The 20,633-nt window shown below is 67.4% G+C and carries 23 protein-coding genes and 1 pseudogene; 19 read left to right on the forward strand and 5 right to left on the reverse strand.

Features of this window, described 5'->3' with window-relative positions; genetic code table 11:
- Window positions 1-214: 214 nt before the first annotated feature.
- The 6 genes from C5F75_RS28175 to C5F75_RS28200 all read left to right on the forward strand — a co-directional run bounded on the left by C5F75_RS28175 (window position 215) and on the right by C5F75_RS28200 (window position 4,414).
- The gene (locus tag C5F75_RS28175) at window positions 215-781 is read left to right on the forward strand and encodes a TetR/AcrR family transcriptional regulator (RefSeq protein WP_104013067.1); all 567 of its coding nucleotides are present in this window, start codon (window positions 215-217) and stop codon (window positions 779-781) included.
- A gap of 224 nt (window positions 782-1,005) precedes the next feature.
- A complete protein-coding gene (locus tag C5F75_RS28180) occupies window positions 1,006-1,431 on the forward strand; it encodes an organic hydroperoxide resistance protein (RefSeq protein ID WP_059579400.1) in 426 nt (141 codons plus the stop codon).
- A gap of 57 nt (window positions 1,432-1,488) precedes the next feature.
- Window positions 1,489-2,523 carry an alpha/beta hydrolase gene (locus tag C5F75_RS28185; RefSeq protein ID WP_060967233.1) on the forward strand — a complete coding sequence of 345 codons (1,035 nt, stop codon included), beginning with the start codon at window positions 1,489-1,491 and terminating at the stop codon, window positions 2,521-2,523.
- Window positions 2,524-2,780: 257 nt separating this feature from the next.
- Entirely contained in the window at window positions 2,781-3,152 is a 372-nt protein-coding gene (locus C5F75_RS28190; protein WP_059579395.1) for a CidA/LrgA family protein, read from the forward strand.
- Window positions 3,149-3,883, forward strand: a complete 735-nt coding sequence (locus tag C5F75_RS28195; protein WP_059638954.1) for an LrgB family protein — start codon at window positions 3,149-3,151, stop codon at window positions 3,881-3,883. The genes C5F75_RS28190 and C5F75_RS28195 overlap by 4 nt, the downstream gene beginning before the upstream one ends.
- Before the next feature lie 225 nt (window positions 3,884-4,108).
- Window positions 4,109-4,414 (forward strand): hypothetical protein, encoded by a 306-nt coding sequence (locus tag C5F75_RS28200; protein WP_104013068.1) that lies wholly within the window; start codon window positions 4,109-4,111, stop codon window positions 4,412-4,414.
- A gap of 90 nt (window positions 4,415-4,504) precedes the next feature.
- Here C5F75_RS28200 and wrbA read toward each other — a convergent pair whose 3' ends face one another.
- Window positions 4,505-5,107, reverse strand: coding sequence for an NAD(P)H:quinone oxidoreductase (gene wrbA / locus C5F75_RS28205; protein WP_059579387.1), 603 nt, complete (start codon window positions 5,105-5,107; stop codon window positions 4,505-4,507).
- A 62-nt stretch (window positions 5,108-5,169) separates the two neighbouring features.
- Window positions 5,170-5,895: a pirin family protein gene (locus C5F75_RS28210; RefSeq protein WP_104013069.1), complete on the reverse strand. Its 726-nt coding sequence runs from the start codon at window positions 5,893-5,895 to the stop codon at window positions 5,170-5,172.
- A gap of 128 nt (window positions 5,896-6,023) precedes the next feature.
- Between C5F75_RS28210 and C5F75_RS28215 the strand changes: the two genes are divergently transcribed.
- The 3 genes and pseudogenes from C5F75_RS28215 to C5F75_RS28225 all read left to right on the forward strand — a co-directional run.
- Window positions 6,024-6,941 (forward strand): LysR family transcriptional regulator, encoded by a 918-nt coding sequence (locus C5F75_RS28215; protein WP_104013070.1) that lies wholly within the window; start codon window positions 6,024-6,026, stop codon window positions 6,939-6,941.
- A 90-nt stretch (window positions 6,942-7,031) separates the two neighbouring features.
- Complete coding sequence (locus tag C5F75_RS28220; protein WP_104013071.1) at window positions 7,032-8,156, forward strand: Fic family protein; 1,125 nt, start codon at window positions 7,032-7,034, stop codon at window positions 8,154-8,156.
- 11 nt (window positions 8,157-8,167) lie between these two features.
- Window positions 8,168-8,368 (forward strand): annotated as a pseudogene (locus C5F75_RS28225) (lysozyme inhibitor LprI family protein); the annotation flags it as partial.
- Window positions 8,369-8,382: 14 nt separating this feature from the next.
- Here C5F75_RS28225 and C5F75_RS28230 read toward each other — a convergent pair.
- Complete coding sequence (locus tag C5F75_RS28230; RefSeq protein WP_104013072.1) at window positions 8,383-9,447, reverse strand: LacI family DNA-binding transcriptional regulator; 1,065 nt, start codon at window positions 9,445-9,447, stop codon at window positions 8,383-8,385.
- A 242-nt stretch (window positions 9,448-9,689) separates the two neighbouring features.
- Between C5F75_RS28230 and rbsK the strand changes: the two genes are divergently transcribed.
- From rbsK to C5F75_RS28245, 3 genes are read left to right on the forward strand one after another with little or no spacing between them, the layout of a single operon-like run.
- On the forward strand, window positions 9,690-10,616 hold the full coding sequence (rbsK, locus tag C5F75_RS28235; RefSeq protein ID WP_104013073.1) for a ribokinase: 927 nt from the start codon (window positions 9,690-9,692) through the stop codon (window positions 10,614-10,616).
- Window positions 10,617-10,676: 60 nt separating this feature from the next.
- Window positions 10,677-11,996 (forward strand): MFS transporter, encoded by a 1,320-nt coding sequence (locus C5F75_RS28240; protein WP_099318271.1) that lies wholly within the window; start codon window positions 10,677-10,679, stop codon window positions 11,994-11,996.
- 43 nt (window positions 11,997-12,039) lie between these two features.
- Complete coding sequence (locus C5F75_RS28245; RefSeq protein WP_104013074.1) at window positions 12,040-12,987, forward strand: dihydrodipicolinate synthase family protein; 948 nt, start codon at window positions 12,040-12,042, stop codon at window positions 12,985-12,987.
- Window positions 12,988-13,182: 195 nt separating this feature from the next.
- Here the strand turns inward: C5F75_RS28245 and C5F75_RS36935 are convergent, their stop codons facing one another.
- Both C5F75_RS36935 and C5F75_RS36500 read right to left on the reverse strand, forming a co-directional pair.
- On the reverse strand, window positions 13,183-13,329 hold the full coding sequence (locus C5F75_RS36935) for a hypothetical protein (protein WP_180278281.1): 147 nt from the start codon (window positions 13,327-13,329) through the stop codon (window positions 13,183-13,185).
- Window positions 13,330-13,371: 42 nt separating this feature from the next.
- Entirely contained in the window at window positions 13,372-13,686 is a 315-nt protein-coding gene (locus C5F75_RS36500; protein WP_124658550.1) for a hypothetical protein, read from the reverse strand.
- 24 nt (window positions 13,687-13,710) lie between these two features.
- Here C5F75_RS36500 and C5F75_RS28250 point away from each other — a divergent pair, with 24 nt between their 5' ends.
- The 7 genes from C5F75_RS28250 (at window position 13,711) to C5F75_RS28280 (ending at window position 20,586) form a co-directional block, all read left to right on the forward strand.
- On the forward strand, window positions 13,711-14,124 hold the full coding sequence (locus C5F75_RS28250) for a DoxX family protein (RefSeq protein WP_060009202.1): 414 nt from the start codon (window positions 13,711-13,713) through the stop codon (window positions 14,122-14,124).
- A 328-nt stretch (window positions 14,125-14,452) separates the two neighbouring features.
- A complete protein-coding gene (locus C5F75_RS28255; RefSeq protein WP_104013075.1) occupies window positions 14,453-15,418 on the forward strand; it encodes a dTDP-4-dehydrorhamnose reductase family protein in 966 nt (321 codons plus the stop codon).
- A gap of 412 nt (window positions 15,419-15,830) precedes the next feature.
- Window positions 15,831-16,691, forward strand: coding sequence for a transporter substrate-binding domain-containing protein (locus C5F75_RS28260; protein ID WP_060309988.1), 861 nt, complete (start codon window positions 15,831-15,833; stop codon window positions 16,689-16,691).
- A 92-nt stretch (window positions 16,692-16,783) separates the two neighbouring features.
- On the forward strand, window positions 16,784-17,506 hold the full coding sequence (locus tag C5F75_RS28265; protein ID WP_060309987.1) for an ABC transporter permease: 723 nt from the start codon (window positions 16,784-16,786) through the stop codon (window positions 17,504-17,506).
- Between the two features lie 12 nt (window positions 17,507-17,518).
- Complete coding sequence (locus C5F75_RS28270) at window positions 17,519-18,265, forward strand: ABC transporter permease (RefSeq protein WP_059579357.1); 747 nt, start codon at window positions 17,519-17,521, stop codon at window positions 18,263-18,265.
- 28 nt (window positions 18,266-18,293) lie between these two features.
- The gene (locus tag C5F75_RS28275; RefSeq protein ID WP_059579354.1) at window positions 18,294-19,085 is read left to right on the forward strand and encodes an ABC transporter ATP-binding protein; all 792 of its coding nucleotides are present in this window, start codon (window positions 18,294-18,296) and stop codon (window positions 19,083-19,085) included.
- A 7-nt stretch (window positions 19,086-19,092) separates the two neighbouring features.
- The gene (locus C5F75_RS28280; RefSeq protein ID WP_104013076.1) at window positions 19,093-20,586 is read left to right on the forward strand and encodes an HAL/PAL/TAL family ammonia-lyase; all 1,494 of its coding nucleotides are present in this window, start codon (window positions 19,093-19,095) and stop codon (window positions 20,584-20,586) included.
- The last annotated feature ends 47 nt before the right edge of the window (window positions 20,587-20,633 follow it).

A 20,633-nucleotide genomic window follows, 5' to 3' on the forward strand; every position in this document is an offset into this window, starting at 1 on the left:
CATCGTGCGCCGGCACGTCCGTCCCGGGGATGGACGTTGCGATCGCGTGGCCCGGTTTCAAGTGTCGCATCGATTCGACCGTGCTGCAGGCCGGTTGTAAGCCGCGCCGGCCAGGCGAACGGCGCCGGACTTGCGCGTCGGGCTCGAAGGAGGGGCCATCACGCCCTTAAAAAAATGCTTGACTATCTATCTATGAGTAGATAAAGTTCGACCCATGGAAACAAAACCGACCGTCCGCGAACAGATTCTCGACCACGCGATCACACTGATGATGCAGCGCGGTTACAACGGCTTCAGCTATCGAGACCTGTCCGACCTGGTGGGCGTGAAGACGTCGAGCATCCACTACTACTTCCCGTCGAAGGACGATCTCGTGCTGGAAGCGGTGGCGGCCTACAGCGACGAAGTCCTCGCGGCCGTGCGGGCGATCGATCCGGCATTGCCGGCCGACGTGAAGCTGAGCTTGTACACGAAGATGTTCGGTCGCACGCTCGGCGACGGCAACCTGATCTGCCTGTGCGGGATGCTCGCGTCCGACATCGAAACGTTGCCGGAGAACGTGCGGCAGGCCGTGCAGGCGTTCTTCACGGCCAACGAGCGCTGGCTCACGGCATTGTTGGCCCAAGGCGCGAAGGAAGGCACGCTGCAGTTCAGCGGCGAGCCAGAAACCGCGGCGCGCACGCTGTACGCGGCGTTCCAGGGCAGCGTGCTGGCCAGCCGGCTGTTTCACACGCGGGCGCGTCTCGAGGATGTCGAGGCCGTCTGGAAAACGCGGTCCTGACGGACGGCGCAAGCAGTCGGGCGGTTCGCCGCCTTTTATTGGATCACGTTATCTATCATGTAGTAGATAGATGATTGGCGCAGGTGGATCTTCCGCCTGCATTTTTTGGGGATGTTTATCTATCTATGAATAGATAAATAAGCGCGATGCCGGCGGAGAAGCCGCCGGCACGCGGACCCCCGGTTCGAAGGCTGTTTCATTCATTTATGGAAAAGGAGTCTGTCATGTCGATCGAAAAAGTGCTGTACCGCGCCCATGCAAAAGCCACCGGCGGCCGCGACGGCCGTGCGACGGTGCCCGAAAGCGGTCTCGACCTGAAGCTGACCACGCCGCGCGAACTCGGCGGCGCGGGCGGTGCGGGCGCGAACCCCGAGCAACTGTTCGCCGCCGGCTACAGCGCGTGTTTCATCGGCGCGATGAAGTTCGTCGCGGCGCGCGACAAGATTGCGATCCCCGCGGACGCGTCGATCGAAGGCAGCGTCGGCATCGGCGCGATCCCGAACGGCTTCGGCATCGAAGTCGAACTGAAGATCTCGCTGCCGGGCCTCGATCGTGATGTCGCGCAAACGCTGATCGACCGCGCGCACGTCGTCTGCCCGTACTCGAACGCGACGCGCGGCAACATCGACGTCACGCTCACGCTCGTCTGATCAATCGCAGTGCCAACCATCCATCGCCATTCGAAGATTCGACCAAGGAGTTGCACCATGAAGATCGTCAAGCCGCTGTTGATCGCTGCCGCCGTGGCAGCCGCACTGTCCACCGCACCTGCCGCGTTCGCCGCGGGCGCCGATGCCGTCGGTCCTGATGCGAAGACGAGCGCGTTCCTCGCCGCGCTGAACGGCCAGAAGGGCCCGGGGCTCGAAACGCTGAGCCCCGCGAAGGCGCGCCAGGTGCTGGTCGACGCGCAGAACGGCGTGAAGGTCGATCTGTCCGGCATCGACGTGTCCAATCGTACGATCGAACAGGACGGCCTGTCGGTGCCCGTCACGATCGTGCGCCCGCAAGGCGTGACGGGCACGCCGCCGGTATTCGTGTTCATCCACGGCGGCGGCTGGGTGCTCGGCGATTTCCCGACGCACGAGCGCCTCGTGCGCGATCTCGTCGTGCAGTCGGGCGCCGTCGCGGTGTTCGTGAACTACACGCCGTCGCCGGAAGCGCGTTACCCGGTCGCGATCAACCAGGCGTATGCGGCGACGAAATGGGTGGCCGCGCACGGCGCGGAGATCGGCGTCGACGGCAGCCGCCTCGCGGTGGTCGGCAACAGCGTCGGCGGGAACATGTCGGCCGTCGTCGCGCTGATGGCGAAGGACAAGGGCGGCCCCGCGATCCGCTTCCAGGGGCTGATGTGGCCGGTCACGGACCACAACTTCAACACGGGCTCGTACAACGCGTACCAGCAGGGCCACTTCCTGACGCGGCCGATGATGAAGTGGTTCTGGGACGCCTATACGAAGAACGAAGCGCAACGCAACGAGATCTATGCGTCGCCGCTGCGCGCGAGCGTCGCGCAGTTGAAGGGGCTGCCGCCCGCGCTGATCCAGGTCGCGCAGTTCGACGTGTTGCGTGACGAAGGCGAGGCGTACGGCCGCAAGCTCGACGCGGCCGGCGTGGACGCGACGACCACGCGCTACGACGGCACGATTCACGACTTCGGTTTGCTGAACGCGCTGGCCGACGATGCGCCGACGAAAGCCGCGACGAAGGCGATGGCCAACGAAATCGCGACGCGGTTGAAGTAACGCGATCGGCAGGCGTTCGAAGCTGAGCGACAGGACGGCGGGCAGGTGCCCGCCGTTTTTTGCATGGGGGGTGTCGCCCATACCGGCAGCGCGTCGTGCGAAACGGCTGCATGGCGAGCGCGCCATCGCACGACCGCGCCCGCGCCGCCGGCATTGTTGGTACGATCGCGCGTATCGTTCATGCCGGCGTCGCAAGCCGCCGGCCCATCGGCCGTGCAGCCGTACGCTAGCGCGGCCACGTTCGGGAGAAGCGGTTCATGTTGCAGGCGTTCGCGGTCTTGCTGATCTTCCAGTGTCTCGGGGAAGGCGTGTCCTATCTGTTCGGCCTGCCGGTGCCGGGCCCCGTGATCGGCATGCTGCTGCTGTTCGGCTTCGTGATGCTGCGCCCGCAGGCGGCCGACGCGATCGAGCCGACCGCGCTCGAGCTGCTGCGCCATCTCTCGCTGCTGTTCGTGCCGGCCGGCGTCGGCATCATGGTGTCGGCCGACCGCGTGCGCGGCGACGCGGTCTCGGTCGTCGTCGCGCTGGCCGTCAGCACCACGCTCGCGATCGCGGTGACGGCCCTCGTCACGCGCGCGCTGCTGCGGCGCCAGCGCCGCGCGGGCGGCACCGCGGAGGGCGCGCAATGACGGCCTTCCCGAAACTCGGCGCGATCTGGGTTTATCTCGCCGCGAGCCCGCTGCTCGGCCTGACCATCACGCTGGTCGCGTATCTGTTCGCGCAGGCCGTCTATGCGCGGGCGCGTTTCAATCCGCTCGCGAATCCGGTGCTGATCGCGGTCGCGATGATCGTCGTGCTGCTGACGCTCACGCATACGCCGTATTCCACGTATTTCGAAGGCGCGCAGTTCGTCCATTTCCTGCTCGGCCCCGCGACCGTCGCGCTCGCGCTGCCGCTGTACCGCCAGTGGTCGAAGCTGCGGCGCGCCGCGCTGCCGCTGCTCGTCGGCCTGCTCGCGGGCTCGCTGACCGCGATCGTGTCGGCGGTCGGCATCGCCGCGCTGTTCGGGGCGTCGCACCAGACGATCGCGTCGCTCGCGCCGAAATCGGCGACGACGCCGATCGCGATGGCCGTCGCCGCCGAGATCGGCGGCATTCCGTCGCTCACCGCCGTGCTCGTGATCTCGACCGGGATCTTCGGCGCGGTGTGCGCGCGCGGCATCCTCAATCTGCTGCGGGTCGACGAGCCGGCCGTGCGCGGTTTCGCGCTCGGCGTCGCGTCGCACGGGATCGGCACCGCGCGCGCGTTCCAGGTCAGCGAGGAAGCCGGTGCGTTCGCCGGCCTCGGGATGGGGCTGAACGGCGTGCTGACGGCATTCGTCGTGCCGATCCTGTTGCCGGTGCTGTCGCGCTGGATCTGAGCGCCGGCGGGCCACGGGCTATCGGTTTCCCCGATGGCGCGCACGACAGGCCGAACGCGCGGCGCATTCGGTACGCATGTATCGTTGGCGTTATCAGAAGAATTCAGGAACGCACACGGACATTTGCGCAGCGATCGGCTAACGTTGCATCGGTGCCGTTGTCGCAGGCCGTCGCGTGCGCGCCGGTGTCCGACCCACACTCAACAATCGACAAGGAGATCGGTCATGAAGCAGTCTCGCGTGGTTTCGGTGGCAGTAGCAGCAGCGGCGTCGTTCGGTCTGTTGTTGACCGCCGCGCCGGCGGCATACGCGCAGGACGCTGCGCCCGCGCCGACGCAGAAGCAGCTCGACAAGGCGCAGAAGAAGGCGGCGCGCAAGGCGGCCCGCGCGCGGCACGCGTCGGACCTGAAGGCGATCGGCACCGGCAGCGGCTACCGGTTGACCGGCGACCAGAGCAACTATCCGCAGAACGCGGTGCAGAAGGCGCCCGCGACGAAGGCGGCGCCGGCCGCGCCGGCTTCGGGCCAGTAACGGTCGACAGCGTCGCACAGCACGAACGGCGCCGGTCGAACCGGCGCCGTTCGTTCGTGGGCGCGACTCGGGAGGCGCGACGCCGCCGCGTTACGACGCGAGCTTGCTCGCGAGTTCCGCCACGTGCTTGCCCTGGTAGCGCGCGATGTCGAGTTCGTTCGCGCTCGGCTGGCGGCTGCCGTCCGCGCCGGCGAGCGTCGTCGCGCCGTACGGTGTGCCGCCGGTGATTTCGTTCATGTTGACGAGCCCGCTGCACGCATACGGCACGCCCACGATCACCATCCCGTGATGCAGCAGCGTCGTGTGGAACGACGTGATCGTCGTTTCCTGGCCGCCGTGCTGCGTGCCGGTCGACGCGAACACGCTGCCGATCTTGCCGACGAGCGCGCCTTTCATCCACAGGCCGCCGGTCTGGTCGAGGAACGTGCGCATCTGCCCGGCCATGTTGCCGAAGCGGGTCGGCGTGCCGAAGATGATCGCGTCGTAGTCGGCGAGTTCGTCCACCGTGGCGACCGGCGCGGCCTGATCGACCTTCACGCCGATCGCGCGGGCCTGGTCGGCGGGGATCGTTTCCGGCACGCGCTTGAGCGTGACCTCGACGCCGGGCACCGATTTCGCGCCCTCCACGACGTGCTGCGCCATCGTTTCGACGTGCCCGTAGGACGAGTAGTAAAGAACGAGAACCTTGGCCATGTTGCGAATCTCCGATTAAAAGGGCCCCGCGTTTCGGCGGGGCCCGGTTTCCCGAACGGGCGTCACGCCCATTCGGCCGTCACTTCGACCGGACGCAGGTCGAACACGAGCACTTCGGCGTCCTTGCCGTCGGCGATCGTCAGCGCGTGTTCGCCGCGGATGCGCGCGCCGTCGCCTTCGCCGAGCGTCACGCCGTTGACCGTCACGCTGCCGCGCGCCACGTGCACGTAAGCAAAGCGGTTCGGATCAAGTTCCAGCGTCGCGCTTTCGTCGCCGTCGAACAGGCCCGCGTAAATCCGCGTGTCCTGCCGGATCTTCAGCGAACCGGCGTCGCCGTTCGGCGACACGACGAGGGCGAGCTGGCCGCGCTTGTCGTCGGCCGCGACATTCGTCTGCTGATAGCGCGGCTCGGCGCCCTTTTCGGCCGGCCCGACCCAGATCTGCAGGAAGTGGACCGGTGTGTCCTGCGAGTGGTTGAACTCGCTGTGGCGCACGCCGGTGCCCGCGCTCATCAGCTGCACGTCGCCCGGCACGATCACCGAGCCGGTGCCCATCGAGTCCTTGTGTTCGAGCGCGCCGTCGAGCACGTACGACAGGATTTCCATGTCGCGGTGCGGGTGCGTGCCGAAGCCGCGGCCCGGGGCGACGCGGTCGTCGTTGATCACGAGCAGGTCGGAGAAGCCGACTTGCTTCGGATCGTAGTAATTCGCGAACGAAAACGTATGACGGGAGCTGAGCCAGCCATGCTCCGCACGGCCACGTTGGTTTGCTGCACGGATGTCGATCATGATTTCTGTCCTTGAAGTCGCCGGACCTCGGAAGTGGGCCCGGCCGTTCGTTGAGATGAATCTTAGGTCAATCGATTTGACAAATAAATCGCTGTAGAGATAATGACTGTCGCTATGGAGTGGACAATATGGAACTCAACGACCTGAGGATCTTCGTCGCGACGGTGGACGCAGGCAGCTTCACGGCGGCGGCCGATCAGTTGATGCTGTCCAAGCAGTTCGTCAGCCGGCGCACGATGGCGCTGGAGGCGTCGCTCGGCGTGCGGCTGCTGCATCGCAATACCCGCAATCTCGCGGTGACCGAATCGGGGCAGGAGTTCTACGCGCGCGCGCAGCGCATCCTCGCGGAGATCGCCGACGCCGAGCAGGCGATGTCGGTACGCAGCACCGAGCTGCACGGTTCGCTGAAGATCAGCGCGCCGCTGTCGTTCGGGATCACGCACGTGTCGCCGCTGATCGCCGAATTCCTGGCCGCGCACCCGGCCGTGCGGCTGAACATCGACCTGACCGACCGGCGCGTCGACCTGATCGGCGAGGGCTTCGACCTCGTGCTGCGGATCGGCTCGCTCGAGGATTCGACGCTGATCGCGCGTCCGCTCGGCGCGTGGCGGATGATCGCGTGCGCGAGCCCCGCCTACCTGAAGCGGCAGGGCACACCGCAGACGCCGGCCGATCTGGCGGGCCACACATGCGTGCTGTACGGGCGCGAGCGGCGGGTCGGCTGGGAATTCCGCGTCGACGGCGCGGCGCGCACATTCGACGTGCAGGGTCCGCTCGTCGCGAACAACGGCGAAGTGGTGCGCGACGCGGCGATCGCCGGGCTCGGCATCGCGCTGCTGCCGGATTTCATCGTCGGCGGGGCGCTCGACAGTGGTGCGCTGGTGCCGGTGCTCGACGCGTATGCGCCGTCGCCGATCACCCTCAATGCGGTGTATCCGCAGCATCGGGAAGGGTTCGTCACGCTGCGCACGTTCATCGGGTTTCTTGCGGAACGGCTCGGGGAGCCGGCGCCGACGGGGGCGAGCGGGGCGGGCCGGGTACGGTAGCCGGCCGCCTTGCGGTGAATGGGGCGATTGATCTCCGCATGATTTGCGGAGATTGTTGAGTCGTGCGGCGAATGCGTGGATAATCTCCGCATGATGAGCGGAGATTACACCTTTATCTGGGAATCGGCCGACTGGCCGGCATGGCGCTTCGACCTTCCGGCCCTCGCCGCGCCGCTCGCCGACGTCAGCCGTGCGCAAGGCATGCTGATCGGCCGACTGGCGGATGTCGGCCTGACGTTGCGCGACGAGGCGAGCCTGGCCGCGCTGACGGAGGACGTCGTCAAGACCAGCGCGATCGAGGGCGAGAACCTGAATGTCGCATCGGTGCGATCGTCGATTGCGCGCCGGCTCGGCGTCGACATCGGCGCGCTCGCGCCGGTCGATCGCCACGTCGAAGGCGTCGTCGACATGGTGCTGGATGCGACGACTCATTCGGCCGCACCGGTCACCGAAGCGCGGCTGTTCGGGTGGCATGCCGCGCTGTTTCCGACCGGCTATTCCGGGCTGTCGCGGATCACGGTCGGCGGCTGGCGCTCGGATGCGAGCGGGCCGATGCAGGTGGTCTCCGGGCCGATCGGTCGGCAGCGCGTGCATTTCGAGGCGCCGCCGGCCGCACGCCTGCCGCACGAGACCGGGCGCTTTCTCGCGTGGCTCAATGCGCCGCCGGCCGAGCCGTTGCTGATCCGGGCCGGCCTGGCCCACCTGTGGTTCGTCACGCTCCACCCGTTCGACGACGGCAACGGTCGTATCGCGCGCGCGCTCGGGGATCTGGTTCTGGCGCGCGCCGATCGAAGCCCGCAGCGTTTCTACAGCCTGTCCGCGCAGATCCAGCGCGAGCGCAACGCGTATTACGACGTGCTGGAGCGCACGCAGCGCGGCTCGCTCGACGTCACGGAGTGGCTCGCGTGGTTTCTGAACACGCTGGGCCGGGCCATCGATCATGCGCACACGACGCTCGATGCGGTGCTGATCAAGGCGCGCTTCTGGCAGCGATGCGCGGGCGTCGCGATGAACGAACGCCAGGTCAAGGTCATGAATCGCCTGCTCGACGGCTTCGAAGGCAAGCTGACGACCACCAAGTGGGCCGCCCTCGCGAAATGCTCGCAAGACACGGCGCTGCGCGATATCACGGAGCTCGTCGAGCAGCACATGCTGCGTCGCTCGGCGTCCGGCGGCCGGAGCACGAGTTACGAACTGGTGCCGTTCGACGGCTGACGTTGCCGGGCGGCATCGCGACGACGAACGCGGCGATCGTGATGCGCCGCGGCACCGATCTGTGGATCGGGCTGCTGGTGTTCGACGCGAAGAAAAACGTCCGGATGCATTACTACTCGAACGTGCCGGCGTGGAAGAAAACCGTGCCGAAGACGATCACCGCGTGGCACGACAATCTCGACAAGACGCTGCCGATCGACGTGATCCAGTAAGCCGGCGCTGCCCGCTATTTCTTGCTTCGGCGCGCGGCACGCGCCGGCGCCGCCGCGGATTCTCGTATGCGCAGTTCGGGCTGGACCGCATGGCCTGGCCCCGTCGCGCCGTTCTCGAGCGCGTCGAGCAATGCACGCGCGGCCTGGCGCCCGATCGCGTCGGTATCCACCCACATCGTCGTCAGCGGGGGCTGGATCTCGCGCGCGAGCGCGACGTCGTCGAATCCGGTGATCGACAACTGCCCGGGCACGTCGATGCCGAGCGCCTGCGCCTCGAGCAACGCGCCGAGCGCGAGCGCGTCGTTGCCGCAGATCACGGCCGTCGGCCGCGTCGCCGCATCGCTGCCGGCAATGGCACGCAGGCTCGCCCGCCCGAACGCGATCGTGGCCGCGCCTTCGTGCTGATGCACGGGGCGCACCGCGAGCCCGTGCGCGGCCAGCGTGTCGTGAATGCCGCGCAGCCGGGCCTGCACGCGGTCGTTGTCCGTCGACGGCTGCATGATGATCGCGAAATCGCGATGGCCGAGGTCGAGCAGGTGCGTGGTGAGCCGTGCGAACGCCGCACGGTTGTCGAAGCCGACGCAACAGTGCGGGCTGTCGTCGCGGTACGCATACGTGACGACGTACGGCACGCGATGCATCGCAAGGAGTTCGAACAGTTCCGCTGGATACGCTTCGCCGACCAGCGACACGGCTTCCACGCCGCGCGACAGCATCGCGCGCACCTGCGCGAGTGCCTGCGCGGGGTCGTAGTTCGAGCAGCCGAGGAACAGCGTGATGCCGTGCTCGGCCATCACCGTCTGCATGCCGGCGACCTGTGATGCGAACACCTGATCGTCGAGGGTCGGAATGATCGCGCCCGTGATGTGGGTGCGCGTGGACGCCAGTGCGCGGCCGGCCGCATTCGGGATCCAGTTCAGTGCGAGCGCCGCGTCGCGCACGCGTTGCTGCACGTCGGCCGATACCTTGCCGGGATCGTTGTACACGCGCGAGACGGTCGCGGTCGACACGCCGGCCAGTTTCGCGACGTCGCCGAGCACCGAGCGGCCGCTGCCGCGGCGTGCGCGGGGAGTGCTCATCGGCCGTCTCCGGGGAGGGCGGCCGTGCCGCTGCCGTGTGCCGTCAAAAGCGTCATTGTTTACCCTCGATTCGTGATGCTCCCGCTTGCATTCCCGACCAACCCTGCGAGAATGTAAGCGCTTTCGTACTGCTGCTTCCCTATTATGTCAGACACTTGTTCGATCCGTATGGCGAAATTTTCCGAGACGATGACCATCCCGGTCATTTTGTCGACCGCAAATGTAAGCGATTACATTCAGCAATGAGCGGCCGACGGACACCACGTATCGCCGTCGTCGGCAGCGTCAACATCGATCTCGTCACGCGCGCGCCGCGCCTGCCGGTGCCGGGCGAGACGCTGCTCGGCACGACGTTCGAGACCGTTCACGGCGGCAAGGGCGCGAACCAGGCGGTCGCGGCCGCGCGCTTGGGCGCGTCGGTCGCGATGATCGGCTGCGTCGGCGACGACGCGTTCGGTGCGCGCCTGCATGCCGCGCTGGCGGCGGAGCGCATCGACGTGACGCACTTGCACCGGATCGCCGGCACGGCGACCGGCGTGGCGACGATCACCGTCGACGACGGCGGCGCGAACAGCATCGTCGTCGTGCCCGGTGCGAATGCGTGCGTCGATGCCGACCGGATCGACGCGGCGTGCGACGCGATCGCCGGGGCCGCGCTGCTCGTGTGCCAGCTCGAAGTGCCGGTCGCCACCGTGGCGCGCGCGATTGCCTGTGCCAGCGCGCATCACACGCCGGTGTTGCTCAATCCCGCGCCCGCGCAACCGCTTTTCGATGCGTTGCTCGCGCGGGTCGACTATCTCGTCGTCAACGAAACCGAGGCCGAGTCGCTGACCGGCATCGCGGTCGGCGACGACGCGTCGGCCGCGCGCGCCGCCGATGCGCTGCGCGCGAAGGGCGTCGGCAACGTGTTGGTCACGCTCGGCGCGCGCGGTGTCTGCTGGCGCGGCAGCGCAGGGAGCGGCCGCCATCGTGCGCTCGCGGTGGCGGCCGTCGATACGACGGCGGCCGGCGACACGTTCGTCGGCGGGTTCGCGGTCGCGCGGGCCGGCGGCGCGTCGATCGACGACGCGATCGGCTTCGGCCAGCGTGCGGCCGCGATCAGCGTCACGCGCCGCGGCGCGCAGACATCGATTCCGACGCGCGACGAAGTCGACCGTATGGAGACCTGAATTCCGCATCCGACGGAATGGCCGAACCCGGCCGCTGACAGTGACATGGAGACAATCGACATGAACGACAATCAAGCTGTTCCGCACGCGCCGCCACGGATTCGGCGCGGTCAACGCATCGCGCTCGCGCTGTTGATGGCGAGCGGGATCGTCAACTATCTCGATCGCGGCACGCTGGCCGTCGCGAGTTCCGCGATCCGCGGCGATCTCGGCCTGTCGCTCGCGCAGATGGGGCTGCTGCTGTCGGCATTCTCGTGGAGCTATGCGCTGTGCCAGTTCCCGGTCGGCGGGCTGGTCGACCGCATCGGCCCGCGCCGGCTGCTCGGCATCGGGCTGATCGTCTGGTCGTTCGCGCAGGCGGCGGGCGGCATCGTATCCACCTTCGGCTGGTTCATCGTCGCGCGCATCGTGCTCGGCATCGGCGAGGCGCCGCAATTCCCGTCGGCCGCGCGCGTGGTGAGCAACTGGTTTCCGCTGCGTGCGCGCGGCACGCCGACGGGCATTTTCAATGCCGCGTCGCCGCTCGGTACCGCGCTTGCGCCGTTGCTGCTGTCGGTGCTCGTTGCATCGTTTCACTGGCGCTGGGCGTTCATCGTGACCGGCGCGCTCGGTCTCGTCGTCGCCGTCGTGTGGTTCGCGCTGTATCGCGATCCGGTGCGCGCGCAACTGTCCGCCGCCGAACGCGGTTATCTCGATGCCGATGCGCAGAGCGCGGTCGCCGCGCCGAAACTGACCTTCGTCGAATGGCGCAGCCTGTTCTCGCACGGCACGACGTGGGGGATGTTGATCGGCTTCTTCGGCTCCGTATACCTGAACTGGGTCTACCTGACCTGGCTGCCGGGCTACCTGACGATGGAGCGGCACATGAGCCTGATCCGCACGGGGTTTGCCGCGTCGGTGCCGTTCCTGTGCGGGTTCGTCGGTTCGCTGGTCGCCGGCTGGCTGTCGGATCTCGTCACGCGCCGCAGCCGGTCGCCGGTCGTGAGCCGGCGCAACGCGGTGGTGGCCGCGATGCTCGGGATGGTCGCGTTCACGATTCCGGCCGCGCTCGTGCAGAGCAATACGGTTGCGCTCGCATGCATTTCGGTGGTGATCTTTCTCGCCAACGCGGCGTCGGCGTGCTCGTGGGCGCTCGCGACGGCAGCCGCGCCGCCGAGCCGCATCGCGTCGCTCGGCGCGATCCAGAATTTCGGCGGCTTCATCGGCGGCGCGCTGGCCCCGATCCTGACCGGCGTCATCGCGCAGAAGTGGTCGTTCGTGCCCGCGCTGCTTACCGCGGCGGCGATCGCGTTCGCCGGCGCGATGGCGTACCTGCTGCTGGTGCGCAAGCCGATTCCCGAACAGGCCGCGAACGCCGCGCCCGGACCGTTGCCGGCTTGAGCTTGCAGCCTGCATCCGCATTCATTGAAGCAAGGAGAAACAGATGCACTACCCGCAGCAATCGAACGTGACGATCGAGGGGATCGTGCCGGTGATGCTGACGCCGTTCGACGACGCCGGCGCGATCGACTACGCCGGGCTCGAGCGGCTCATCGAATGGTATCTGGCGCACGGCTCGGATGCGTTGTTCGCGGTCGCGCAATCGAGCGAGATGCAGTTCCTGAGCCTGGCCGAACGCGCGGCGCTCGCGCGTTTCGTGGTCGATCGCGTGGCCGGGCGCGTGCCGGTCGTCGCGTCGGGCCACATCAGCGACGACCTCGACGCGCAGGTCGCCGAACTGTGCGCGGCGGCCGAATCGGGCGCGCAGGGCGTCGTGCTCGTGACCAACCGGCTCGATCCGCAACGCAAGGGCAGCGCCGCGTTGCTCGACCATCTGCGCCGGCTGCTCGCGCGGCTGCCGTCGGATCTTCCGCTCGGCCTGTACGAATGTCCGGCGCCGTATCGGCGGCTTCTGTCGGATGACGAGTTGTGCGCGTGCATCGATACGGGCCGATTCGTGATGCTCAAGGACGTGAGCTGCGATCTCGCGACGGTGAAGCGGCGCGTCGCGCTGGCCGCGGGGTCGCCGCTGAAAATCCTGAACGCGAACGCCGCGATCGCGTGGGACGCGATGAAGGCCGGGTCGGCCGGTTTCAACGGCGTGTTCACGAACTTCCATCCCGATCTCTACCAGTGGCTGCGCACGCAAGGCGAATCGAATCCGGCGCTGGCCGACGAACTCTCGACGTTCCTGGTCGTCTCGGCGGTATCGGAGGCGCTGGGCTATCCGGCGCTCGCGAAGCTCTATCACCAGCGGATCGGCACGTTCGGGTCGATCAAATGCCGTGCGATCGACTACGACGTGCGCGAACGCTTCTGGGCGCTCGACGCGGTACTCGACAAGATCGTGGCCGGTACCGAACATTTCCGCCGGCGGATCGCGGCGTCATAACGGAGGACGCGCGCCGCCAGCAGCGCGGCGCGTGATCGCATCGCATGCCGTGCCGTGCATGCGGCACATCCGCTGCGTGCCCGAACGACCCGTCTTGCGCGAGGCGTCGCTGTCGCGGCGCCATCATCGCGATTTCCTTCCCGTTGCTGGCGGCAATGCCTGCCGCTTCGCGATGCGGCTGCCATTCGCAGTCATTCACGACGTCACGAACTGCCGGGTCAGTTGCGCGGCATAGTCGGACAGATTCGACTGCTGCTGCGCGACACGCTTCAGATCGTCGGCCAGTGCGGTCGTCCGCACGTCGATCATCCCGTTCTCCGGATTGAACAGGCCAAGCAGCAAGCGAATGTATCGCTCGGCGAGAGGTGTTCTTCCTTGCCGGTATCAGTTGGCGAGGCTGGTCTGGAGCGAATCGTCCGCCATCCGCACTGGCCGGCCGTCACCGGATGGGCCGCTCTCCCGCGATTGTCCACTATTTCGAGACAGCAAATCGTGTTTCGGCGGATTGATGAATTTTCGTGGGACAGTAGACTGCACCCGTGCTTCGCCAGAACCGATCCGGCGCGCGCCGTCAGTCGCGGCGTCACCGGATGGATTCTTCGGCGGCGGGCCACCTGGCTTGCCGCGCGACTGCGCGAAGAGTGGTCCGTTGCCGGCATCGCGCGCCGATTCGACGCGCAGCGGCAGCGGATGCATCAAACCGTCAATTCAAGGGTGATTGCCATGCGTTACGTTTCACTGGAGTCGAAGAAGGACGAGCTGCTGCTGGCGGCTCGCGTGCTGATGATGATCCTGTTCGTGCTGTTCGGCTGGCAGAAGCTGAACGGCTTTCCGGGCACGGTCGCGTACATGGCGTCGACGGGGAATCCGGCGCCCGAACTCGCGGCCGCGATCGCGGTGGCGGTCGAACTGGTGGGCGGCGTGCTGATCGCGATCGGCTTCTATACGCGTCCGCTCGCGCTGGCATTCGCCGCCTATACGCTCGCGACCGCGCTGATCGGCCATCGCTACTGGGCGCTGCAGGGGATGGAGCAGTACATGGCGATGATCAACTTCTACAAGAACGTGAGCATCATCGGCGGGTTGCTGTTGCTCGCGTTGAGCGGGCCGGGCCGGTATTCGGTCGACCGGAAGTAAGGCACGACGAAGTTTCCGTTCGGTATCACGAGCCCGGTACGTGCAAGCGTGCCGGGCTTCGTTTTTGCGGGCGACGCTGGGGCGGCGCGCGTGCCGACGACGGAACCGGAGTCGTGCCCAGGCACCGCGGGCAGCGCATGCGCTCGCGGCCGGAATCCGCATCGCGGATCACGCATTGCACGAAGCCGTTGGCGGGCGGGAAATGGATGAAGAAAGAGGCGAAGAAGCGGGGCGAAGAAGCGGGCGATCATGTTCCGACCGGATGCGAGCCGTTCATACTGTCCAATAGGCCCGATAATCCATTCGTTTCCGTGATCGAGCGCCACCCATGCCAAACCAGATTTCACCGATCGACCGTCCCACCGTCCTCGTCATCGGCGCGTCCGGCCTGCTCGGCCGCGCGGTTGCCGCGTCCTTGTTCCGCGAACCGTCGCTGACGCTGCTCGCAACCATCCGGCACCCGCAAGGCGCCGGCGCAAAACTGCTCGCATTGCCGCCGGAAAACATCGCCGAACTCGACGTCCTCGACGAGCCGGCTCTCGAGCGCCTGTTCGAAACGTGCCGGCCCGCTGCCGTCGTCATTTGCGCCGCCGAACGCCGCCCCGACGTCTGCGAACGCGACCCGGCCGCGGCCCGCGCCATCAACGTCGCGGCGCCGGCCCGCATCGGCGCGCTCGCCGCGCGATTCGGCGCATGGACGCTCGGCATCTCGACCGACTACGTGTTCGACGGCAACGCCGCCCCGTACGGCGAGGACGCCACCCCGAACCCGCTGAACATCTACGGTCGCACCAAACTGGAAGGCGAGGCCGCGCTCCTCGCCGCCTCGCCGCTGTCGTGCGTGCTGCGTCTGCCGTTGCTCTTCGGCCCGATCGCCGACTGGAGCGAATCGGCCGTCACGAGCCTCGTGCCGGCCGTCGTCGCGTCCGCGCGACCGGGCGCGGACGCGGTCGGCATGGACGCATGGGCGATCCGTTATCCGACCTGGACGCCCGACGTCGCGCAGGTCATCCGCGACCTGACGCTGCGCCATCTCGCGGGGAAATCCGTCACGGGCATCCGCCATTGGTCGAGCGAGGAGCCGATGACGAAGTACGACATCGCGCGGCGAATCGCGGCCGCGCTTGGCATCGACGCGTCGCTCGCGCCGATCACGCAGCCGACCGACGCAACGCCGCGCCCGTACGACTGCCATCTCGATGCGGCGCGCGTGCGCGCGCTCGGAATCGATTACGCGACGCCGTTCGATACGGCGTTGCGGACCGTGCTGCGCGACGCGCCTCAGGCGCGGTAGGATCGGCGTCCTTCGCGGCTCGCGGTACCCAGCCGACATATCAACCCCCAAACCGTCGTGGAGCGTACGGCCGTGCTTTCCCGGCGCGTCGCCAACGCATCCGGCAACGGGGCAGACAGCTGCGAGTCCCAATCCTCAGACGTGTTTCACGTCTGAGCGCACTCGCGATCGAATTCAGGATTTGTCTAGTCATCCTTGAGATTCGCTCGCTCGAATTGCACCAAACATGTGCCGGAATTCCCCGCGACGATGCACGCCAGAACCCTGAAATTAGGGGATTTCCCGCGTTTCCCGCGTTTTTATTGATCACTGCTTGTCTCGCTGTTTTTCTTCTTGCATGCTTGTATAGACAAATTCCTGAGGCGGCTCGCTGCACCGAAGGGATGGCGAACTTCAACGCAAGGAGAATCTCGTGAACGGCAAGCGCATCAAGTGGGCAATCAGGACGATCGGCGTCATCGCGGCTGCGGCGGCCACGCTCGCGGCACCGGTGCAGGCGAAGGAATGGAAGACGGTGACGGTCGCGCTCGAAGGCGGCTACGCACCGTGGAACCTCACGCTGCCGGGCGGCAAGCTGGGCGGTTTCGAACCGGAACTGCTCGCCAACGTGTGCGAGCGGATCAAGGTGCAGTGCAACATGGTCGCGCAGGACTGGGACGGGATGATTCCGGGCCTGCAGGCCGGCAAGTTCGATGTCCTGATGGACGCGATTTCCATCACGCCGGAGCGCGAAAAGATCCTGCTGTTCTCGCGTCCGTACGCGGCGACGCCGGCGACGTTCGCCGTCACCGATACGAAGATCCTGCCGAAGGCCGCGCCCGGCGCGCCGATCGTCAAGCTGACGGGCGACGCCAACACGGACAAGCCTACCGTCGACACGCTGCGCAAGCAGTTGAAGGGCAAGACGATCGGTATCCAGTCGGGCACCGTCTACACGAAATTCATCAACGACAGCTTCAAGGACATTGCGTCGATTCGCGTGTACAAGACGTCGCCCGAACGCGATCTCGATCTGGTCGCCGGGCGCATCGACGCCTCGTTCGACGACGTCACGTACTACGCGGCGAACAACGCGAAGAAGGACAACGCAGCGATCGTGCTCGCGGGGCCGAAGCTCGGCGGGCCGATCTGGGGGCCGGGCGAAGGGCTCGCGTTCCGCAAGCAGGATGCCGACCTGAAGACGAAGTTCGATACGGCGATCGGCGCGGCGCTCGCGGACGGCACCGTGAAGAAGCTCGCCGACAAGTGGTTCAAGACCGACGTCACGCCGTAAGCGCGTGTTCGGCCGCCGTCGCGTAAGTTCGTCGAACGGCGCGCGGCGGCACGCATCCAGCGGATCCACTCAACACATGCCGGGAGGCACGCATGGCGATTCTTGAAATGCTCGGCTTCGGCACCGAAGGCTGGGGCGGTGTGCTGCTGCTCGCCGCACTGATGACGGTCGCGCTGACGCTCGCCGCGCTGGCGGTTGGCGCCGTGATCGGCGCGGCGATCGCGGCGGCGAAGCTGTCGCGCTACCGCACCGCCCGCCTGCTCGGCGATCTGTATACGACGGTATTTCGCGGCGTGCCCGAACTGCTCGTCATCTATCTGTTCTACTTCGGCGGCTCGACGCTCGTGACGGCCGTCGGCCAGTGGTTCGGCGCAGAGGGCTTCATCGGCGTGCCGCCGTTCGTGATCGGCGCGCTCGCGGTCGGGATGATCTCGGGCGCCTATCAGGCCGAGGTCTATCGCGCGGCAGTGCTCGCGGTGTCGAAGGGCGAGCTCGAAGCGGCGCGTTCGATCGGCATGCCGCGCGGCATGGTGCTGCGGCGCATCCTGGTTCCGCAGGTGCTGCGCTTCGCGTTGCCCGGTATCGGCAACGTGTGGCAACTGAGCCTGAAGGATTCCGCACTGATCTCGGTCACCGGGCTTGCCGAGTTGCTCCGCACGAGCCAGATCGCCGCCAATTCGACTCACCAGTACTTCGTGTTCTTCGTCGCGGGCGGTGCGCTGTATCTGCTGATGACGGGCTTGTCGAACCGCGTGTTCAACCGGGCCGAGGCGATCGTCGGCCGGTCGTTCCGCCGCAATTTCGCGCGCAACTGACGGAGAACGGGCATGTCCATCGATTTCGCATTTCTCGTCGACACGCTGCGCCAGTTGCTGGCGGCCGTGCCGACCACGCTCGGCCTGTTCTTCGCATCGCTCGTGCTCGGCGGCCTGCTGTCGCTCGTGATCGTCACGATGCGCGTGTCGCCGCGCTGGCTGCCGAACCGCTTCGCGCGGGCCTATATCCTCGTGTTTCGCGGCTCGCCGCTGCTGATCCAGATGTTCCTCGTGTATTACGGGCTCGGCCAGTTCGGCGTGATTCGCGAGAGCTTCATGTGGCCGCTGCTGCGCGAGCCGTACGTTTGCGCGGTGCTGTCGCTCGCGCTGTGCACGGCAGGCTACACGGCCGAAATCCTGCGCGGCGGGTTGATGGCCGTACCGGTCGGGCAGATCGAGGCCGGCTATTCGATCGGCCTGTCGGGTTTCGCGCTGCTGCGGCGCGTGATCGGCCCGATCGCGCTGCGCCAGTGTCTGCCCGCGTATTCGACCGAAGCCGTGCTGCTCGTCAAGTCGACCGCGCTGGCGAGCCTCGTCACCGTGTGGGAAGTGACGGGCGTCGCGCAGCAGATCATTCAGCAGACCTACCGGACGACTGAAGTGTTCGTCTGCGCGGCCGTGATCTATCTGGGCCTGAACTTCATCGTCGTGCGCCTGCTCGGCGCGCTCGAATGGCGGCTCTCGGGGCACCTGCGTGCGCCGAAGCCGTCCGGTGCGCCAGCCGCGGCGACCCGCAATGCCCGGCGCGTCGCGTCCTGAGCGCGCCCATTCTTTCCAGGAGAATCCGATGAACACCGCCGCCCCCGTCGCGCTGTCGGTCAGAAACATCCACAAGTCGTTCGGCGATCACCATGTGCTGAAGGGCATTTCGCTCGACGCGCACGAGGGTGACGTCATCTCGATCCTCGGCGCGAGCGGGTCGGGCAAGAGCACGTTCCTGCGTTGCCTGAACCTGCTCGAGACACCCGACGACGGCTCCGTCGCGCTCGCGGGCGAGGAGCTGGCGATGAAGCGTGCGCGCGACGGCAAGCTGCATCCGAGCGACCGGCGCCAGGTCGACCGGATCCGCTCGCAGCTCGGGATGGTGTTCCAGAACTTCAACCTGTGGTCGCACATGACGGTGCTCGACAACCTCGTCGAGGGACCGCTGCGCGTGCAGAAGCGCAGTCGCGCGGAAGCGGTGGAGGAGGCCGAGGCGCTGCTCGCGCGCGTCGGCCTCGCGGACAAGCGCGGCTACTATCCCGCGCATCTGTCCGGCGGCCAGCAGCAGCGTGTCGCGATTGCCCGCGCGCTGGCGATGCATCCGAAGGTGATGCTGTTCGACGAACCGACGTCGGCGCTCGACCCGGAACTGGTGGGCGAGGTGCTGCGCGTGATGCGCTCGCTGGCGGAGGAGGGGCGCACGATGCTGGTCGTCACGCATGAAATGGGCTTTGCGCGCCACGTGTCGAATCGCGTGATGTTCCTGCATCAGGGCGAGGTCGACGCGGACGGGACGCCCGACGAAGTCTTCGGCGGTCAGACCTCCGAGCGCTTCCGGCAATTCGTGTCGAGCCACCACGACCGCACGACGAACTGAGGCCGCCATGACCGTATTCCGTGCGGCGCAGCCGCTCGACTGGCGACAGGTGGCGGCCGTGGCGGCCGGCGAGCCGCTGGCGTTGGCCGACGAGACGCGCGCGCGTGTCGCGGCCGCCCGCGAACTCGTCGACGAGATCGTCGCGCGCGGGATTCGCGCGTACGGCGTCAATACCGGCGTCGGCGCGCTGTGCGACGTGATCGTGTCGCCGGCGCAGCAGAGCATGCTGTCGCACAACATCCTGATGAGTCACGCGGTGGGCGTCGGCATGCCGCTCGGCGCGGCCGAAACGCGCGCGATCATCGCGGCCGCGATCAACAACTATGCGCACGGGCATTCGGGCGTGCGTGCCGACGTCGTCGACCAGCTCGTCGCGCTGCTCGAGCACGATTGCCTGCCCGAAGTGCCGGCGCACGGCTCGGTCGGGTACCTGACCCACATGGCGCACGTCGCGCTCGTCTGCGTCGGGCACGGCCATGCGCGCCATCGCGGCGAACGCCTGCGCGGCGCCGACGCGCTGCGGCGCATCGGCCGCGAACCGCTCGTGCTCGGCGCGAAGGAAGGGCTGAGCCTCGTCAACGGCACGCCGTGCGTGACGGGGCTGGCGGCGCTCGCGCTGGCTCGCGCCGAACGGTTGCTCGACTGGGCCGACTGGATCGCGGCGACGAGTTTCGAGAACCTCGGCGGGCAACTCGCCGCCTTCGATCCGGCTTCGCTCGCGCTGCGGATTTCGCTCGGTATCGGCCAGGTCGGCGCCCGCCTGCGTGCACTGCTGGCGGACAGCGGCATGCTTGCCGCGGCGAGCGGCCGGCATACGCAGGATCCGCTCAGCCTGCGCACGATTCCGCACGTGCATGGCGCGGCGCGCGACGTGTTCGACGTCACAGCCGAGGTGGTCGATCGCGAACTCGCGTCCGTCACCGACAATCCGATCGTCGCCGGCACGCGCGAGACGCCGGCCGTGCATTCGCAGGCGCATGCGGTCGGCGCGGGCATCGCGCTCGCGATGGACAGCCTCGCGGCGGCGATGGCGCAGGTCGCGGCGATCGCCGAGCGGCGCCTCGACCGGCTCGTGAATCCGCTCGTCAGCGGGCTGCCGGCGTTTCTTGCCGCGCCGGGCGGCAGCTGTTCGGGGTTCATGATCGCGCAGTACACGGCGGTCGCGCTGGTCGCGCAGAACCAGCGGCTTGCCGCGCCGGCGAGCCTCGACGGCGGCATCACGTCGGGGCTGCAGGAAGATCACCTGTGTCATGCGACGCCGGCCGCGCTGAAGGCGCTCGACATCATCGAGAATACGACGCGCGTGCTCGCGATCGAACTGCTTGCGGCCGCGCAGGCGTACGATCTGCAGCCGGGCGAAACGGCGCGGGCCGCATCGACCGACGCGCTGTGGCGGCATGTGCGCGAACGCGTGCCGGCGTATCGCGACGACCGCCCGCTCGCGGACGATATCGCGATCGCGGCCGGCATCGTCGCGGGTGTGCCGCCTTCGTTGCAGTGACGACGGCCAACGACGGGCCGATCACCCCACATTCATTCGGGCGAGGG

The sequence above is a fragment of the Burkholderia anthinoferrum genome (genome assembly GCF_002925705.1).
Taxonomy (GTDB): Bacteria; Pseudomonadota; Gammaproteobacteria; order Burkholderiales; family Burkholderiaceae; genus Burkholderia; species Burkholderia semiarida.

Bases quoted from the DNA above. Each gene is read 5' to 3' on its own strand.
- C5F75_RS28220 (WP_104013071.1), top strand. From the start codon at position 7,032: ATGATGAGCGGAGATTACACCTTTATCTGGGAATCGGCCGACTGGCCG.
- C5F75_RS28240 (WP_099318271.1), top strand. From the start codon at position 10,677: ATGAACGACAATCAAGCTGTTCCGCACGCGCCGCCACGGATTCGGCGC.
- C5F75_RS28275 (WP_059579354.1), top strand. From the start codon at position 18,294: ATGAACACCGCCGCCCCCGTCGCGCTGTCGGTCAGAAACATCCACAAG.
- C5F75_RS28270 (WP_059579357.1), top strand. From the start codon at position 17,519: ATGTCCATCGATTTCGCATTTCTCGTCGACACGCTGCGCCAGTTGCTG.
- C5F75_RS28255 (WP_104013075.1), top strand. From the start codon at position 14,453: ATGCCAAACCAGATTTCACCGATCGACCGTCCCACCGTCCTCGTCATC.
- C5F75_RS28210 (WP_104013069.1), bottom strand. From the start codon at position 5,895: ATGATCGACATCCGTGCAGCAAACCAACGTGGCCGTGCGGAGCATGGC.
- C5F75_RS28245 (WP_104013074.1), top strand. From the start codon at position 12,040: ATGCACTACCCGCAGCAATCGAACGTGACGATCGAGGGGATCGTGCCG.
- C5F75_RS28265 (WP_060309987.1), top strand. From the start codon at position 16,784: ATGGCGATTCTTGAAATGCTCGGCTTCGGCACCGAAGGCTGGGGCGGT.
- C5F75_RS28280 (WP_104013076.1), top strand. From the start codon at position 19,093: ATGACCGTATTCCGTGCGGCGCAGCCGCTCGACTGGCGACAGGTGGCG.
- C5F75_RS28185 (WP_060967233.1), top strand. From the start codon at position 1,489: ATGAAGATCGTCAAGCCGCTGTTGATCGCTGCCGCCGTGGCAGCCGCA.
- rbsK (WP_104013073.1), top strand. From the start codon at position 9,690: ATGAGCGGCCGACGGACACCACGTATCGCCGTCGTCGGCAGCGTCAAC.
- C5F75_RS28200 (WP_104013068.1), top strand. From the start codon at position 4,109: ATGAAGCAGTCTCGCGTGGTTTCGGTGGCAGTAGCAGCAGCGGCGTCG.
- C5F75_RS28230 (WP_104013072.1), bottom strand. From the start codon at position 9,447: ATGAGCACTCCCCGCGCACGCCGCGGCAGCGGCCGCTCGGTGCTCGGC.
- C5F75_RS28175 (WP_104013067.1), top strand. From the start codon at position 215: ATGGAAACAAAACCGACCGTCCGCGAACAGATTCTCGACCACGCGATC.
- C5F75_RS28180 (WP_059579400.1), top strand. From the start codon at position 1,006: ATGTCGATCGAAAAAGTGCTGTACCGCGCCCATGCAAAAGCCACCGGC.
- C5F75_RS28250 (WP_060009202.1), top strand. From the start codon at position 13,711: ATGCGTTACGTTTCACTGGAGTCGAAGAAGGACGAGCTGCTGCTGGCG.
- C5F75_RS28195 (WP_059638954.1), top strand. From the start codon at position 3,149: ATGACGGCCTTCCCGAAACTCGGCGCGATCTGGGTTTATCTCGCCGCG.
- wrbA (WP_059579387.1), bottom strand. From the start codon at position 5,107: ATGGCCAAGGTTCTCGTTCTTTACTACTCGTCCTACGGGCACGTCGAA.
- C5F75_RS28215 (WP_104013070.1), top strand. From the start codon at position 6,024: ATGGAACTCAACGACCTGAGGATCTTCGTCGCGACGGTGGACGCAGGC.
- C5F75_RS28190 (WP_059579395.1), top strand. From the start codon at position 2,781: ATGTTGCAGGCGTTCGCGGTCTTGCTGATCTTCCAGTGTCTCGGGGAA.